The sequence below is a fragment of the Rathayibacter sp. AY1C9 genome (genome assembly GCF_002932315.1).
In the GTDB taxonomy this organism is placed as follows: Bacteria; Actinomycetota; Actinomycetes; order Actinomycetales; family Microbacteriaceae; genus Rathayibacter.
Window position 1 is genome coordinate 1 of the sequence record NZ_PSVZ01000015.1, and the last position, 14,581, is coordinate 14,581.

Consider the following 14,581-nt stretch of genomic DNA (forward strand, 5'->3'; position numbering starts at 1 on the left):
CTCGCTCTCGCCGCCGGCGGTGGCGCAGGGAACATCTGGGACCGCATCAGCCGAGCCGCGGACACGCCGCTGGGCGGAGAGGTGTGCTCATCGCGCGAGTATCGCAGAGCGGCGACGGCCTGCCGCGACGTCGAGACGTCCCGTCTCAACACGTCCCTCCCCCTCCCGCGGGATGCCGTTCGGGCACGCCGGACACGGCGTGTCGCGGACCGGAGCGGCACCTCGCGGAGGGAGGACGGTGCGCCTCAGCGCAGCGACTCGAGCACGGCCTCCAGCTCGTCGACGGCGAAGTCGATCTCGGCAGCGGTGACCACGAGCGGCGGCGCCAGGCGGATCGTCGAGCCGTGCGTGTCCTTGGCCAGCACTCCGCGGGCCATCAGGGCCTCGCAGACGGCGCGGCCCGAGGCGAGCCCCGGGTCGATGTCGATGCCGGCCCAGAGTCCGGCGCCGCGGACGGCGACCACTCCGCGGCCGATGAGCGCCTCGAGGCGGGCGTGCAGCTGGGCGCCGCGCTCGCGGGCGAGGGCCTGGTACTCGCCGGTCGCGAGCATCTCGACGACCGCGAGGCCGACGGCGGCGGCGAGCGGGTTGCCGCCGAAGGTGGAGCCGTGCTGGCCCGGCTGCAGGACGCCGAGCACGTCGGCGTCCGCGACCACGGCCGAGACGGGGACGATGCCGCCGCCGAGCGCCTTGCCGAGCAGGTAGACGTCGGGGACGACTCCGACCAGGTCGCAGGCGAAGGTGGCGCCGGTGCGGCCGAGGCCGGACTGGATCTCATCCGCGATGAAGAGGACGTTGCGGCGCGCGGTGATCTCGCGGACGGCCGGGAGGTAGTCGGCCGGCGGCACGACGATGCCCGCCTCGCCCTGGATCGGCTCGATCAGCACCGCCACGGTGTCGTCGTCGATCGCGGCCTCGAGGGCTTCCGCGTCGCCGAACGGGACCGTGCGGAATCCGGGCGTGAACGGGGCGAAGCCGTCGCGCGCCTCCGCGTCGTCGCTGAACGAGATGATCGTGGTCGTGCGGCCGTGGAAGTTGCCCGCCGCGACGACGATGTTCGCCCGGCCCGGAGCGACGCCCTTGACCCGGTAGCCCCAGGCGCGGGCGACCTTGATGCCCGACTCGACCGCCTCCGCGCCCGTGTTCATCGGCAGGACCATGTCCTTGCCGGCGAGCGCGGCGAGCGCCGTGACGAACGGGCCGAGGCGGTCGTTGTGGAACGCGCGGCTGGTCAGGGTGACGCGGCCGAGCTGCTCGCGGGCCGCCTCCAGCAGCACCGGGTGCGAGTGGCCGAAGTTCACGGCGGAGTAGGCGGCGAGGCAGTCGAGGTAGCGGACGCCCTCGACGTCGGTGATCCAGGCGCCGTCGCCGGTGGCCGCGACGACGGGCAGCGGGTGGTAGTTGTGGGCGGCGTGCTCCTCCTCCGCGGCGATGAGGGCGGCGGAGCGGGCGGTGTCGGTGTCGGTGATGCTCATGTCGTTCCTCCTGAGGGGACGATCGACTCTCCAGGAGTCGTCGCACTCGGCGTCGAGTGCGACGGATCGTGGACAGTGGAGGGTGGGTCGGCGCTGCGCGTCGCCGACCACGGGGAGCGGGTCAGCGGCGCAGCTCGAGCGTGCAGCACTTCACGCCGCCGCCGCCGAGCAGCAGCTCCGACAGGTCGACGCCGATCGGGTTGTAGCCGCGCTCGCGCAGCTGGCGCTCGAAGCCCGTCGCGCGGGACGCGATGACGACGTTGAGGCCGTCGGAGAAGGAGTTGAGCCCGAGCACGGACGCGTCCTCCTCCGAGACGAGGATCGCGTCGGGGTAGAGCTCGCGGAGGGTGCGGTTGCCCTCCTCGCTGAACGCGCTCGGAAGGTAGGCGATGTTCGTGTCGTCGAGCACGGCGATCGCGGTGTCGAGGTGGTAGAACGACGGGTTCACGAGCTCGAGCGTGACGACCTCGCGGCCGAAGACGCGGGCGACCTCGGCGTGCGAGTCGGAGGCGGAGCGGAAGCCCGTGCCGGCGAGGATCCGCTCGCCGACGAGGAGGAAGTCGCCCTCGCCCTCGTTGACCTCCTCGGGGACGCGGACGTCGAAGCCGGCCGAGCGGAACCAGTCCATGTACGCCGGGCCCTCGGGCTGGCGCTCGGGGTAGGTGAAGGACGCACCGTAGGCGATGCCGTCGATCACGAATCCGCCGTTGGCCGCGTAGACCATGTCCGGCAGTCCGGCCTCGGGCTCGATCAGCTCGATCGTGAAGCCGAGGTCGGCGTAGGTGTCGTAGAGGGTCTGCCACTGCCGGACGGCGAGGGAGGTGTCGGTGGGGACCTGCGGGTCCATCCACGGATTGATGCGGTAGACGACGGTGAAGTGCTCGGGACGGCACATCAGGATCGTCTTCGCGACGGCGGTTCGGGCGGGTGCCTCGGCGAGCACGGCGGTATCGGTCATTCGAGTCCTCCTGCGAAAGGATGCGGATGAGCGGACCGGGTCCAGTGGCTCCGTGCCCCGCGCATGACGCGACAGGATGGAGCACGCTCGCGCCCAGTCTTGCACGCGCCGATCGTGCGGTTCTCGCCGTGAGGCGCACGGAACGCGCGTGAACGGCCGGTGCGGCGCGGGAAACCGCCGCGGCTCTCGCGCGGGGCGCCGTGATGCCGTCGCGGCTCCTTTCTCTCGCTCTCAGGCAGGGGCTTTCGAAGGGACGTCGTTGCGCCTCTCGGGGAGAAGGCCTTCTCCCTCTCGCCTGTCATCGCGCTGATGACATCTGTCGAATCCGTCGAATTCCGCCCTGAATGGGGGACTTAGTGCAGCGATAAGCGGCATGGGACGATTCCTCCGGCCCGACAGTCGTCGGCCTTCTCGCTCCGACGAATCCGGATGCCCTCCTCCATGCGAACGAAGACCCTCAGCGTCTCCCTTTTCCTCGCCCTGCTCCTCTCCCTCTTCGTCGCGACCCCGGCCCAGGCCGCGGGCTCGCCGGCTGCGCCGACGAACGTGACCGTGACCGACAACGACTGCACCGATGCGGTCACCGTCTCCTGGACGCCGTCCGCGTCGGCGACGGCCGGATATCGGATCCACGTGTACGGCCGCTACACGAACTACTACGACCAGGAGAACTACGGGAACTACTATTCAGTGAGACTCGTTGAGACGGGGAAGACCGCGTCCACCACGATCGACATTCCTCGGGGTCAGGACGAGTACTTCTTCCAGGTATCCAGCGTCTCTGATCTCCGGGCCCCTTTCATCGGCGGCTCCGACGGCGTTGCGCTTGCAGCATCGTCCACTCAGAGCGCGCCGAGCGAGACCTCGTTCCTCCACTTCTGGGACGTCCCGGCACCAGGGGATCTGCGGGTCGCGGCGGACCCGTCCGCCTACCTCGCTACCGCCCGGTGGGAGCGGCCGTCTGCTCGCGGCGAAACCTGCAACTTCGACGGATACCACTACACGATCGACGATCTGGAGTCGTCAGACGACCCCTCTGACGAAGGCCGCTTCGACGGGCACCTCGCATCGACGGACACAGCGTTTAACTTCCCGTACCTGCCCATCCATCGCTATGTCTTCTGCGTCTGGGCCTCGTCAGTGAGTGAGAGGAGCTACGAGTCGGAGTACGGCACATACTCCGACTCCCCCGCGTCCTGCGCCACATTCGGAGCCGAGATCTCCGCACCGAACTCGCCCAGCGGACGTGACGCCTACTCCACTGGAACGTCCATCACGATCGAGTGGAACACACCGTACTACGACGGGGGCAGCGCCATCACCGGCTACCGAGTAGGCCGTGGCGGCACCGACGCGTCCGGTAGCGGCCCCTGGTCGACCGTCGTCTCGGCCGACCGCCGCTCGCAGACCTTCACGAACCTCCGGCCCAATACGTCCTACTCCTTCACCGTCCAGGCCATCAACGCGCTCGGCAGCAGTTCCCCGACGACCTTCGTCCAGACCGCCGACCCGTATGTAGCTCCGTCCGCCCCCACCCGCGTCACCGGCTCAACAAACGACAGCGAGCGATCCGCGACCATCTCGTGGACACCTCCAACCTGGCCCGGCAACCCGGGCGTCACCGGCTACCGCGTCTCGCGCAACGGCGTCGACAACGCGGGAGCCGGACCGTGGTCGACGACCGTTGCCGCCACAGCCCGCTCCTTCACGTTCACGCATCTCGCTGCGGGCGCGGCCTACACGATGAGCGTCAGCGCGATCAACGCCGGAGGCGAGAGCGAGGCCATCTCGACCGTCGTGCGCATCGGCGGCACCGCCCTCACCGCCGCGACTCCGACCGTCACCGGCACCGCCGCAGTCGGCTCGACGCTCACGGCGAGCGCCGGCACCTGGGGCCCCTCCCCCGTGGCCCTCGCGTACCAGTGGCGCGCGAACGGCACCGCGATCAGCGGGGCGACCGGCACCACGTACCGTCCGGTCGCGGGCGACGCGGGCAGGGTGATCACCGTCGCCGTCACGGGCTCGAAGTCGGGCTACGTCTCGACGACACGCGTCTCCTCCGGGACCGCTGCCGTGACCGGCGGCGCGATCACCGCCGCGACGCCGACCATCAGCGGCACGGCGAAGGTCGGCTCGACCCTCACCGCGAAGCCCGGCACCTGGGGCCCCTCCCCCGTCGCCCTCGCCTACCAGTGGAAGGCGAACGGCACCGCTCTGAGCGGGGCGACGTCTGCGACGTACACGCCGACCGGCGCCACTCTCGGCAAGGCGATCACCGTGACGGTCACGGGGTCGAAGTCCGGATTCACCGCCGTGACGAAGACCTCTGCGAAGACGAGCGCCGTGGTGGCGGGCACCCTCTCCGCCGCGACCCCGACGATCACCGGCACCGCGAAGGTCGGATCCACCCTGACCGCCAAGCCGGGCACGTGGGGTCCCTCGCCGGTGGCCCTCACCTACCAGTGGAAGGCGAACGGCACCGCGATCTCCGGGGCGACCTCCGCCACCTACAAGCCGACCAGCGCCACGGTGGGGAAGAAGATCACGGTGACCGTCACCGGCAAGAAGGCCGACTACACGACGGCGACGCGCACCTCCGCCGCCACCGCAGCGGTCGTCAAGTAGGGGATCCGACCCGGGCCGCCGGGGGAGCCTGCTCGCGCGGACTCCTCCGGCGGCCCCGGGAATCCACCACCACCGTCCCCCGGACGGGGGCCCATCCCGCCGACACCCGCCCTCGCCCGGAGGCGGGCGGCGGCTAGCATTCAGACACCGTGTCCGCCGCGGCCTCCCGCGGATCCTGCCGAAAGGCCCGCCGTGCCCGCACGCCCCCTCGCCGCGATCGGCGTCTCCGCTCTCCTGCTGGCCGGCCTCGCCGCCGGTCCGGCCGTCGCCGCCCCCGATCTCCCGGGCGCGAGCGCCGCGCAGGAGGCGGCCGCCGAGGTCGTCCTGTCCGGCACCATCGCGCTCCGCGACGCCGATGAGGAGCACCCCGCCCCCGAGAACCCGTACTTCTACGTCCAGGTCGAGGACGCCGAAGGGGACGTGGTCGCCCAGGCGAACACGGGCGCGGACTTCTCCCTCCCCGTTCCCGGCGGCGAGCCCCTCACCGTCCGCGCGAACCTGATCGGCAGCGACGACTGGTACCCGACCTGGTTCGGCGACACCCCGGTCGCCGAGGCCGCGAGGACGACCCGGGGGACCGACGAGTCCGTCGCCATCTCCCTCCTGCGCAGCGCCGAGCTGTCCGGATCGGTCACCGCCGACGCGGTCCCGGGCGTCTCCTCCCCCTCCTTCGACGTGCAGGCCTGGTGGGTCGACGGAGGGACGTACTCGCTGCTCGACACCGTCCCCGTCACCGGAGCCCCCGGCGCCGCCCGCGCGTGGGACACGGGCGACCTCGCCCTGCCCGCCGGCGACTACCTCCTGCGCCTCGTGGAGCCGGGGTACCCCGCCTACGACGACCAGTACTTCTCGCGCCTGGCCCGCCTCGACGAGCGCGCGGTCGTCTCCGTGCCGCCGGGCGGCCGCAGCGGCATCGACTTCTTCCCGTCCGCCTACTCCTCCGACGTCGCCCGCCTCGCCGGGACCGACCGGTACGCGACCGCCGTCGCGGTGACCGCCTCCGGATTCGCCGACGGCGCCCCCGTCGTCTACCTCGCCAGCGGAGCGAACTGGCCGGACGCGCTGAGCGCCGGCCCCGCCGCCGCGAAGCAGGGCGGCGCCCTCCTGCTCACCGACCCGAGCGTCCTGCCCGCCGTGGTGGCGGCCGAGCTGCGCCGCCTCGCCCCGCAGCGGATCGTCGTGGTCGGCAGCGCCCTCTCCGTGAGCGAGTCGGTGCTCCAGCAGGTGAAGGCCCTCGGGATCCCGACCGAGCGCATCGAGGGCGTCGACCGCTACGACACCTCGCGCCGGATCGTCGAGGACGCCTTCCCGGACGGCAGCTACGAGAACGTCTTCGTCGCGACCGGCACCAACTTCCCGGACGCCCTCTCGGTCGCGCCGATCGCCGGCCGCCGCGCCGAGCCCGTCCTCCTCGTCGACGGCGCCCGCTCGCGCCTCGACCAGCCGACCCGCGACACCCTCGCCGGACTCGACCCCTCCTCCGTGCAGCTGCTCGGCGGCGCGCCGTCGATCTCGACCGCCGTCGAGGCAGACCTGCGCGCCGCGAAGATCGCCGACACCGTGTCGCGCATCGCCGGGACGGACCGCCACGACACCAGCCGACACCTCAACGACGTCTTCCCGCCGTCCGAGCTGGGCGACACCGTCTACCTCGCGACCGCCACCGGCTTCGCCGACGCGCTGGCCGTCGGCCCGGTCGCCGCGAAGCAGGGCGCCCCGCTCTACCTCAGCGAGCCGACCTGCCTGCCGCGCAGCACCCGTGTGAAGATGCAGGGCCACGACCTCGATCAGGTGCTGCTCCTCGGCAGCCCCCTGACCCTGTCGGCGCAGGTGCGCTCGCTGTCCGCCTGCTGAGACCCGAGACGCACCGCACGAGCCCTGGAGATCCATGAGCGCCACCGCCGACCGTCCCCTCCTCGTCGGCATCGAGACCGGGGGCACGAAGGTCGTCGCGGCGGTCGCCGACGCCGCTGATCCCGAGCGGATCCTCGCGACGACGACCCTGCCGACCCGCGGGCCCGCCGAGACTCTCGCCGATCTGGCCGGCTTCGTCAGCGGCCACGGAGTCGACGGCACCGTCGCCGCGGTCGGCGTCGCCTCCTTCGGCCCGCTCGACATCGACCCCGGCTCGCCGACCTACGGGCACCTCACCTCCACGCCGAAGCTCGGCTGGGAGGGCACCGACGTCCTCGGCCCGATCGGCGCGGCCGCACCGGGCGCCCGGCTCGCGCTGGTCACCGACGTCAACGGAGCCGCCCTGGGCGAGGCCCGCTGGGGCGCCGGGGCCGGAGTCGACGACTTCGTCTACCTGACCGTCGGCACCGGAGTCGGCGGCGGCGTGATCGCGGGCGGACGGCTCCTCGCCGGCAGCGGCTGGCCCGAGGTCGCGCACCTGCTGCCCCGCCGCCACCCCGAGGACGGCTTCGCCGGCACCTGCCCGTTCCACGGCGACTGCCTCGAGGGCCTTGTCGCCGGTCCCGCGATCTCGGCGCGCTGGGGCGTCGACGGCTCCCGCCTCGGCACCGAGGAGGCGGCCGCGAACCTCCGCTTCAGCTCCTACTACCTCGCGCAGCTGGTCACGACGCTCGCCTACGTCGCGGGCGTGCGGCTCGCGGTCGTCGGCGGAGGCGTGTCGAAGACGCCGGGGCTCGTCCCCGCGGTCGAGGCCGAGGTCGAGCGGCTGATGGGCGCGCCCGGAGCGACGGGGACGGGCGGCGGGCGGATCCGCATCGTGCGCCCGGCCCTCGGCGACGAGTCCGGGGTGCGCGGGGCGATCTCGCTGGCGGAGTCCCTGCTCGCCTGAGCTCTACCCTCGTTCCATGAGCGACCGACCCGTCGACCCCTCCGCCCCCGACTCCGGTCGCGACGAGACGGTGGAGGAGCGATCCGACCGGAACTGGAACGAGATCCTGCAGGAGCTGCGGGTCGTGCAGACCGGCACGCAGATCCTGGGCGGCTTCCTGCTGACGCTGTGCTTCCAGCAGCGCTTCGCCGACCTCGCGCCGCCCGACGTGGCGCTCTACCTCGTGCTCGTCCTGCTCGCCGCGTGCGTCACGATCCTGGCGCTGGCGCCCGTCATCGCCCACCGGCTGCTGTTCCAGCGGCGGAGGAAGGCCGAGCTGGTGCGGTTCGGCAACCGGGTGGTCACGGTGTGCCTCGCGGCGGGATCGCTGCTGTTCGTCGGAGTCGTGGGCTTCGTGTTCGACGTCGTGCTGGGCGGGCCGGCAGGCCTCTGGGCGGGCGGAGGCGTGCTGCTGCTGCTCGCCGTGGTCTGGGCGACCGCGCCGGTCCTCCTGCGGAGGCGCTGAGGGCGGCGGAGTCTGCCCGCCCCTCCCCCGCGAGTCAACGGGGTACCCGGCTCCGCCGCGCTCTTCCTACCGTGGCCGCGAGGCGCGCACCGCGCCGACGCGAGAGGAGCACCATGACCGACCGGACCGAGCAGCCGCAGGAGAACCCGCAGAACCACGACCACGTCGACGACGCGGGCGTCGACAAGCCCTCGCAGGCCGAGGGCGACGACACCGAGGGATCGGCCGGCTGATCGCCGCCTCGATCCCCGTCCTCCCCGCGATCGACAGCAGCATGGCCGTCCTCGCCGACGGCTACCTCTTCGGGACGCGGCGCTTCGACGACGTGGGCGCGGACGCGTTCCGCACCCGGATCCTCGGACGGCCCGTGATCATGGCGCGCGGCATCGAGGCGGCGCGCTTCTTCTACGAGGGCGGGCGCTTCGACCGCGAGGGCGCGCTGCCCGGCTCCGTGCTGCACCTCCTGCAGGACGAGGGCAGCGTGCAGACCCTCGAGGACGAGCCGCACCGGAGGCGGAAGCGGATGTTCCTGGATCTGGTGGAGACGCCCGAGCAGCGGTCGAGGCTGGTCTCGGCCTTCGCGCGGGAGTGGCAGGCGTCCGCCGCCCGGCTGACCGGCGAGCGGGTCCGCCTCCAGGACGTCGCCGCCGAGGTCCTGGGCCGCGCGGTCCTGTCGTGGGCCGGCATCGAGGCCGACGAGGAGGAGGTGCTGCGGCGCACGGACGAGCTCCGGGCGATGATCGACAACGCCGGGCGCTTCGGCCCGCCCAACTGGGCCGCGCGACTCCGCCGCCGCTCGACCGAGCGGTGGGCGCGCGGCCTGATCGAGGCGAACCGGACGGCCGGACCCTCCCCGACTCCCCTGCACCGGATCGCGCACGAGAAGGAGGACGGCGGCCTCCTCCCCGTCGAGGTCGCCGCGGTGGAGCTGATCAACCTGCTGCGGCCCACGGTCGCGGTGGGGCGCTTCGTGGTCCTGGCGGCGCTCGCGCTACACCGGCATCCGGAGTGGCGGGAGCGGCTCGCCGACCAGGAGGAGCGCGTCGCGTTCGCGAACGAGGTGCGGCGCTTCTACCCGTTCTTCCCGATGGTCGGAGGAAGGGCCCGCCGGGAGCTGGACTTCCGCGGCGAGACGCTTCCCGCAGGGCAGTGGATGCTGCTCGACCTCTACGCGACGGACCACGGCTCGCACTGGGAGGCGCCGGGCCGCTTCGATCCGGAGCGGTTCCGGTCGCCGGTCGACCGCAACGGCTTCATCGCCCAGGGCGGCGGGCACTACGGAGGCGACCACCGGTGCCCGGGCGAGCCGGCGACCGTCGACCTGCTGTCCGCGGCGCTGGAGCTCCTGGCCGCGGGGCACCCGTACGACGTCGAGGACGGGCAGGATCTGCGCGTGAGCCTGCAGAGCTTCCCGACCGGGCCGGAGGACGGCTTCGTGGTGAGGTTCCGCTAGGGGCGGGCGGGCTCGGCGGGCGGCCTCGGCGGGGGCGGTCCTCCTCCACAGGCCGCGGTTCCGCGCGCTCTCCCCGGATCCGCTCGGGCACTCCCCGCCCGCCTCGCCCGGCGAGCACGCTCGGGGGATGCAGAAGCCGAGTCAGTCCTCCGGAGCGTCGAGCTCCTCGAGCGCCCGCAGCGCCTCGCGGGCGCGCTCGAGACGATCGGCCTCGGGCTCGTCCCACCATGCCGGTCCGCGCTCGCCCAGCCCGTGCTTGGCGAGCCCGACCCTCCTGCGAGCCAGCGCCTCCGCCTCCGCGTCCTCGTGCATCCTGGCCGAGCGCACTCCCGAGCGCCCGCGCCCGAGGTGCGAGGTGAGGCCGGCGACCACGTCCTCCGGCAGCGAGGGGTCGGTGCGCCGCCATCGGCGGCCCTTCACCACGAGCCAGCGCTCGTCGTCCTCGTCGCTCACCCCGTCACCGCCGCCTCGGGTTGAGCCGGTCACCGGTGCTCGTGAGGTCCACCTGATCCGGCAGGAGGAGCGCCTCGATGCGCCCCGCGGCGGAGAGCCGCAGCAGGTCGTCGACGAGGGCGCGCGAGCCGCCGATCAGCGTCGAGTCGAAGTCGACCTCGCTCGCGAGGTACCAGGCCCGGTCCTCCGGCCAGAGCGCGAGCGGAGTCTGCACGACGAGCCCGGAGGCGTCGGCGAAGCCCGCCGCACGCGCCCACGCGGTGTCCTCGAGCACCCTGACGTCGAGCGAGAGCAGAGGCCCCTCCCGCCCCGGCAGCTCGACCGTCGCCGCGGCGGCGGTCTCGGGGTGCTCCCAGCCGGTCGGCCGGGTGTCGCTCATCCACTCGGGCAGCTCGTCCGAGGCGTCCGCGCGGGAGATCAGGATCCGCGACCCGCCGCTCAGCACGCCGAACCCCTCCCAGAACACGGCGAGGCAGTCGTCGGGGGTGCTCGTGTGCTCCGCGAGCACGGCGGCGACGGCCGCGAGCTCGTCGAGCGGGAGCACTCCGAGGCGGGGCTCCGGGTACTCGTCGGGATGCTCGCCGGTGAGCGAGTACCACTGCGCGAGCGGATGCAGGAGCGTCCCCTCCCGCTCGGCGACCTCGCGCCAGCGCCGGGGCGGGTCGTCGGAGGGGTGCAGGATCCGCACGGCCGCCTCGAACAGCGGAGGGACGATCCCCTCGAAGCGCCCGAACGCGCCGAGAGCGCGCAGCATCGGCTCCGCCCGCCCAGCGTCCCGCTCGGCGCGCAGGGGCGCGTCCCGGGGTGTCGGCTCGACCATCGGCCCAGGCTAGCGCTGGACGGTCGCTCCGCTCAGGGCGGAGAGGGCCCGCTGCGGCCCCGTCTCGCGGGCGAGGCCCTCGGCGAGCGCCGTCAGCCGTTCCCGGGCGGGAGCGTCGAGTGCGAGCATCCGCCGCGCAGCCTCCGCGAGCTCTCCCGCTGATGCGGCGTTGGGGTCGAGCACGGCGGCGAACCCGGCGTCCTCGAGCGCGGCCGCCCCCGCGAACTGGTCCGTCGAGAACGGCAGGACGACGAGCGGCACGCCCGCGGTCATCGCCTCCGTGACGCTGTTGTTGCCGCCGTGGCTGACCGCGAGCACGGCCCGGCGCAGGAGCGCGACCTGCGGCAGGAAGCCGCGGACCAGCCAGCCCTCGGGGATCTCGCCCAGAGCCGAGCGCTCGGTCGCGCCGGAGGCGAGAGCCACCCGGACGGGCCTGCGCCTGACCTCGACGCCGGCCAGGGCCTCGACGACCCGGGCGAGCACGTCGTCGCGCACCGAGAGGAAGCTGCCGAAGCTCACGTAGACGACCGGATCCTCGGACGCGGCGAGCCACTCCTCGACCTCCGCGTCGTCGGGCTCCTCGCGGACTGCGGAGCCGAGGAACGCGTGCGGCGGCAGCTGAGCGGTGCGGGCCGAGTCGTGGAGCTCGCCCGGGTAGTTGAGCAGCAGGACGTCGCCGCTCTCGGCGAAGGCGTCGGCGCTGGGCGCCGCCCCGGGGTCGAGGGTGGTGAGGGCGGCGTTCCACTCCGAGGTGAAGGAGTCGCGCACACGCTCGCAGAGGGAGCGGAGCGCATCGAGGTCGTCCGGCTCCGGAGCGAAGGCGTCCGGCCAGACCGGGGGGAAGCCGTAGACCTCGCCGGGCACCGTGAGCGCGCTGGGGTGGCCGAGCACGACGTCGCCGTAGGGCACGCGGAGTGCCTTCAGCGCCACGCGCGCGGTGAAGGCGAGGTGGTCGACCACGATCGCGTCGGGCTGCACCTCGTCGAGGATCACGCGCAGGCGCGCGGCGACGCCGGCCGGATCCCAGAGCAGGTCGGTGAGCCGCTCCCGTGCCTGGTAGGCGAGGGTCGGGACCATCCCGCGCCGGGTGGCGTCGAAGAAGCCGCGGAGGGACGCGCCTTCGTCGGGCGCCTGCTCCTCCGCGCGGATCGTGCCCGGGTTGGAGCCGCGCCCCAGCCGGAGCGCGATGTGCTCGAATCCGAAGCCGTCCACGATGGAGCGCGTCGCGTCGCCGGTCGCCACGACGACGCGCTCGCCCGCCTCCTGCCACGCTGTGCCGAGGGTCGCCAGCGGCAGCAGGTGCGACGCGTAGTCGGGGCTGATGATCAGCAGGGTCACGAGGCCCCCAGCACGAGCGGCGAGCGGAGAGGACGCTCCTGGTCCGCGGTCGCGTGCGCGTAGACGCCCGAGAGGGCATGAGCCATGGCCTGCACCGTGTAGCGCTCGGCGACCATCGCACGCCCGCGGGCCGCGGCGTGCTCGCCGAGAGGCCCTCCTGCGAGATCCAGTGCGGCGGCGGCGCCGGCGGCGAGCGCCGCGGGGTCGGCGGTGTCGACCAGGAAGCCGGTCTCCCCCTCCTCGACGTAGGTCGCGGGCCCGCCTGTCGCCGGAGCGACGACGACCAGTCCTGCGGAGAGCGCCTCGAGGAGGGCGATGCCGAACTCCTCCTTGACGCTCGCGCAGACGTAGGCGCCTCCCGGAGCAGAGAGCCCCGGTCGGCCGTGCCGGATCGCGCCGAGCCAGCGGGCCACGGTCCCGTTCGGGCGGTGGCCGGCCAGGAGCAGCCCGTCGGACGCGACGGCGCGGATGCGGTCGAGCTGCTCGCGCTCGTCAGGACTCGGGTCGGCGAGGTCGCCGCCGACCAGGAGCAGGTTGGCGCGCTCCCGGAGCGAGGGGTCGGACGCCCAGGCCTCGGCGAGCGTTGCCATCCCCTTCACCCGGTGCAGGCGGCCCACGCTGAGCAGCAGCGGGAGGCCGCGGCGGTGCTCGGGCAGCTCCTCCAGCAGGAGGTCGAGCGAGGCCAGGTCCCCGCCCTCGTCCAGCGCGACCGGCTCACCGGCGGCGGAGGCCCGTGCGGCCGCCTCGCCGCGCTCGACCAGGCCGACGTCGATCCCCTCCGGGACGATCGTGTGCCGCTCCGGGTGCGCGGTGATGTCGACGCCGATCAGCTCGCGGATGGTCGCCGCCAGCTCCTCCCGCGGGAACAGGACGGTGTGCGCGGCGTCGGCGGCCAGGCGCTGCACCAGGCGCACGCGGAACCAGAAGTGCTCGGCGGCGTCGCGCTCACCGAAGTCCGCGCGGGTGAGGGCGCCGGAGGCGTCCAGGCCCGCGATCAGGGCGTGCGGGTCCGGAGCGAGGGTGAACACGACGGGGATCTCGAGCTCCCGGGCGACCGCGGCCGCCGCGAGGGATCCGACGTCCGCCATGCGCAGGTGCAGCACGTCGACCCGGCCGGCCGCGCGCAGGATCCGGCGGATGCCGCGCTCGGCGGCGATGCGACGGCTCCACGCCTGAGGCATGGCCACGGGCGGCCCCACGAACGGGACCGGAGCGAAGCCGTGGCCGGAGTCGGGCAGCTCGCCGAGCGCGCGCTCGGCCTCGGCCGGAGTCCCGCGCGAGAGCGTGAGCACCCGGTCGATGCCCTCCTGCTCGACGAGCGAGTCGCCCAGGCGCACCAGCAGGGTCGCGATACCGCCGTTGTCGCCGGCGCCCACCCGCGTCAGGGTGCCGTCGATGTCGGCGTGGACGAAGAGCTGCGCGACCGTCGGCCCTGCCTCCACGGCCGGTGCGGGGGCGAGGTCGCCGAGGGCGAGCCGGGCGAGGGGCCCGATGGGCGCCGCCTCCTCGGCCAGGCCGGTGAGCAGGAGCTCGGCGTCGTCGGAGCCGCGCTCGCCGAGCGCGTCCGTCGCGGCGGCCCGCGCCTCCAGCCCCTCCGCGCGATCGGCGGCCACGTGCAGGAGGGTGCGCTCGGCGATCGTGCCGGGCACGAGGCCCAGGGTCTCGACGAGCCGTGCCCGGGCCGCCGCTTCGCGCTCGCCGAGCAGCGCGCCCTCGAGCGCGACGGCGACGAGGTCGGGGGTCGAGGAGGCCCAGAGCAGGACGGTGCGCTGCGCGAGCATGCCCGAGAAGCCGCCGTCGCGGACCAGGCGCAGCAGCGGTCCGAGCGCGGCGGGGCGGGGCAGGCGCCCGCCGAAGGCCCAGGCGGCGTGCTCGCGGAGGTACGGGCGCTCGTCCTCGAGCAGCATCAGCAGCGCGAGGTCGGCCTCCTCGTCGAAGACCTGCGCGAGCGAGTGCACGGCCGCGATCGCAGTGAGCTGGTCCGAGGGGTCCAGGGCTGCGCGGGTGAGCAGGCGCACCGCGCGGCCACCACCGTCGCTCACCGCGGCGACCGTCAGCTCGTCCGCCATCCGGACGGCCTCGAGCAGAGTGGGAGCGGCGCGCACGGCGTCGAGAGCGGTCTGCGTGGCCATGGTTCACCTGGTCTGTCGG

11 protein-coding genes are annotated in these 14,581 nt (G+C 73.7%); 5 read left to right on the plus strand and 6 right to left on the minus strand.

The window, feature by feature from the left end; genetic code table 11:
* Positions 1-245 precede the first annotated feature (245 nt).
* The gene (rocD, locus tag C5D09_RS10990) at positions 246-1,475 is read right to left on the minus strand and encodes an ornithine--oxo-acid transaminase (protein WP_181067838.1); all 1,230 of its coding nucleotides are present in this window, start codon (positions 1,473-1,475) and stop codon (positions 246-248) included.
* Between the two features lie 121 nt (positions 1,476-1,596).
* Positions 1,597-2,433 (minus strand): dimethylargininase, encoded by an 837-nt coding sequence (gene ddaH, locus C5D09_RS10995; RefSeq protein WP_104256072.1) that lies wholly within the window; start codon positions 2,431-2,433, stop codon positions 1,597-1,599.
* 441 nt (positions 2,434-2,874) lie between these two features.
* On the opposite strand from ddaH, the gene C5D09_RS11000 reads away from it, so the two are divergent.
* The 5 genes from C5D09_RS11000 to C5D09_RS11020 all read left to right on the plus strand — a co-directional run bounded on the left by C5D09_RS11000 (position 2,875) and on the right by C5D09_RS11020 (position 9,819).
* A complete protein-coding gene (locus C5D09_RS11000) occupies positions 2,875-5,058 on the plus strand; it encodes a fibronectin type III domain-containing protein (RefSeq protein WP_181135036.1) in 2,184 nt (727 codons plus the stop codon).
* Positions 5,059-5,250: 192 nt separating this feature from the next.
* Positions 5,251-6,912, plus strand: a complete 1,662-nt coding sequence (locus tag C5D09_RS11005) for a cell wall-binding repeat-containing protein (RefSeq protein ID WP_104269318.1) — start codon at positions 5,251-5,253, stop codon at positions 6,910-6,912.
* A 34-nt stretch (positions 6,913-6,946) separates the two neighbouring features.
* The gene (locus C5D09_RS11010; protein WP_104247415.1) at positions 6,947-7,861 is read left to right on the plus strand and encodes an ROK family protein; all 915 of its coding nucleotides are present in this window, start codon (positions 6,947-6,949) and stop codon (positions 7,859-7,861) included.
* Positions 7,862-7,877: 16 nt separating this feature from the next.
* Positions 7,878-8,366: a DUF6328 family protein gene (locus C5D09_RS11015; protein ID WP_104223741.1), complete on the plus strand. Its 489-nt coding sequence runs from the start codon at positions 7,878-7,880 to the stop codon at positions 8,364-8,366.
* A gap of 274 nt (positions 8,367-8,640) precedes the next feature.
* Complete coding sequence (locus C5D09_RS11020; protein WP_104269319.1) at positions 8,641-9,819, plus strand: cytochrome P450; 1,179 nt, start codon at positions 8,641-8,643, stop codon at positions 9,817-9,819.
* 141 nt (positions 9,820-9,960) lie between these two features.
* On the opposite strand, the gene C5D09_RS11025 is transcribed toward C5D09_RS11020, so the two are convergent.
* From C5D09_RS11025 to C5D09_RS11040, 4 genes are read right to left on the minus strand one after another with little or no spacing between them, the layout of a single operon-like run.
* Positions 9,961-10,272, minus strand: coding sequence for a biopolymer transporter Tol (locus C5D09_RS11025; RefSeq protein WP_104256066.1), 312 nt, complete (start codon positions 10,270-10,272; stop codon positions 9,961-9,963).
* 4 nt (positions 10,273-10,276) lie between these two features.
* Entirely contained in the window at positions 10,277-11,092 is an 816-nt protein-coding gene (locus C5D09_RS11030; RefSeq protein ID WP_146085631.1) for a hypothetical protein, read from the minus strand.
* Between the two features lie 9 nt (positions 11,093-11,101).
* A complete protein-coding gene (locus tag C5D09_RS11035; RefSeq protein ID WP_104269321.1) occupies positions 11,102-12,430 on the minus strand; it encodes a glycosyltransferase in 1,329 nt (442 codons plus the stop codon).
* Positions 12,427-14,562 carry a glycosyltransferase gene (locus C5D09_RS11040; RefSeq protein ID WP_104269322.1) on the minus strand — a complete coding sequence of 712 codons (2,136 nt, stop codon included), beginning with the start codon at positions 14,560-14,562 and terminating at the stop codon, positions 12,427-12,429. Before C5D09_RS11040 ends, C5D09_RS11035 begins: the two co-directional genes overlap by 4 nt.
* Positions 14,563-14,581: the final 19 nt, after the last annotated feature.

Excerpts from the sequence above, each read along its gene's own strand:
- rocD (WP_181067838.1), bottom strand. The coding sequence starts at position 1,475 with ATGAGCATCACCGACACCGACACCGCCCGCTCCGCCGCCCTCATCGCC.
- ddaH (WP_104256072.1), bottom strand. The coding sequence starts at position 2,433 with ATGACCGATACCGCCGTGCTCGCCGAGGCACCCGCCCGAACCGCCGTC.
- C5D09_RS11000 (WP_181135036.1), top strand. The coding sequence starts at position 2,875 with ATGCGAACGAAGACCCTCAGCGTCTCCCTTTTCCTCGCCCTGCTCCTC.
- C5D09_RS11010 (WP_104247415.1), top strand. The coding sequence starts at position 6,947 with ATGAGCGCCACCGCCGACCGTCCCCTCCTCGTCGGCATCGAGACCGGG.
- C5D09_RS11015 (WP_104223741.1), top strand. The coding sequence starts at position 7,878 with ATGAGCGACCGACCCGTCGACCCCTCCGCCCCCGACTCCGGTCGCGAC.
- C5D09_RS11020 (WP_104269319.1), top strand. The coding sequence starts at position 8,641 with ATGGCCGTCCTCGCCGACGGCTACCTCTTCGGGACGCGGCGCTTCGAC.
- C5D09_RS11030 (WP_146085631.1), bottom strand. The coding sequence starts at position 11,092 with ATGGTCGAGCCGACACCCCGGGACGCGCCCCTGCGCGCCGAGCGGGAC.
- C5D09_RS11040 (WP_104269322.1), bottom strand. The coding sequence starts at position 14,562 with ATGGCCACGCAGACCGCTCTCGACGCCGTGCGCGCCGCTCCCACTCTG.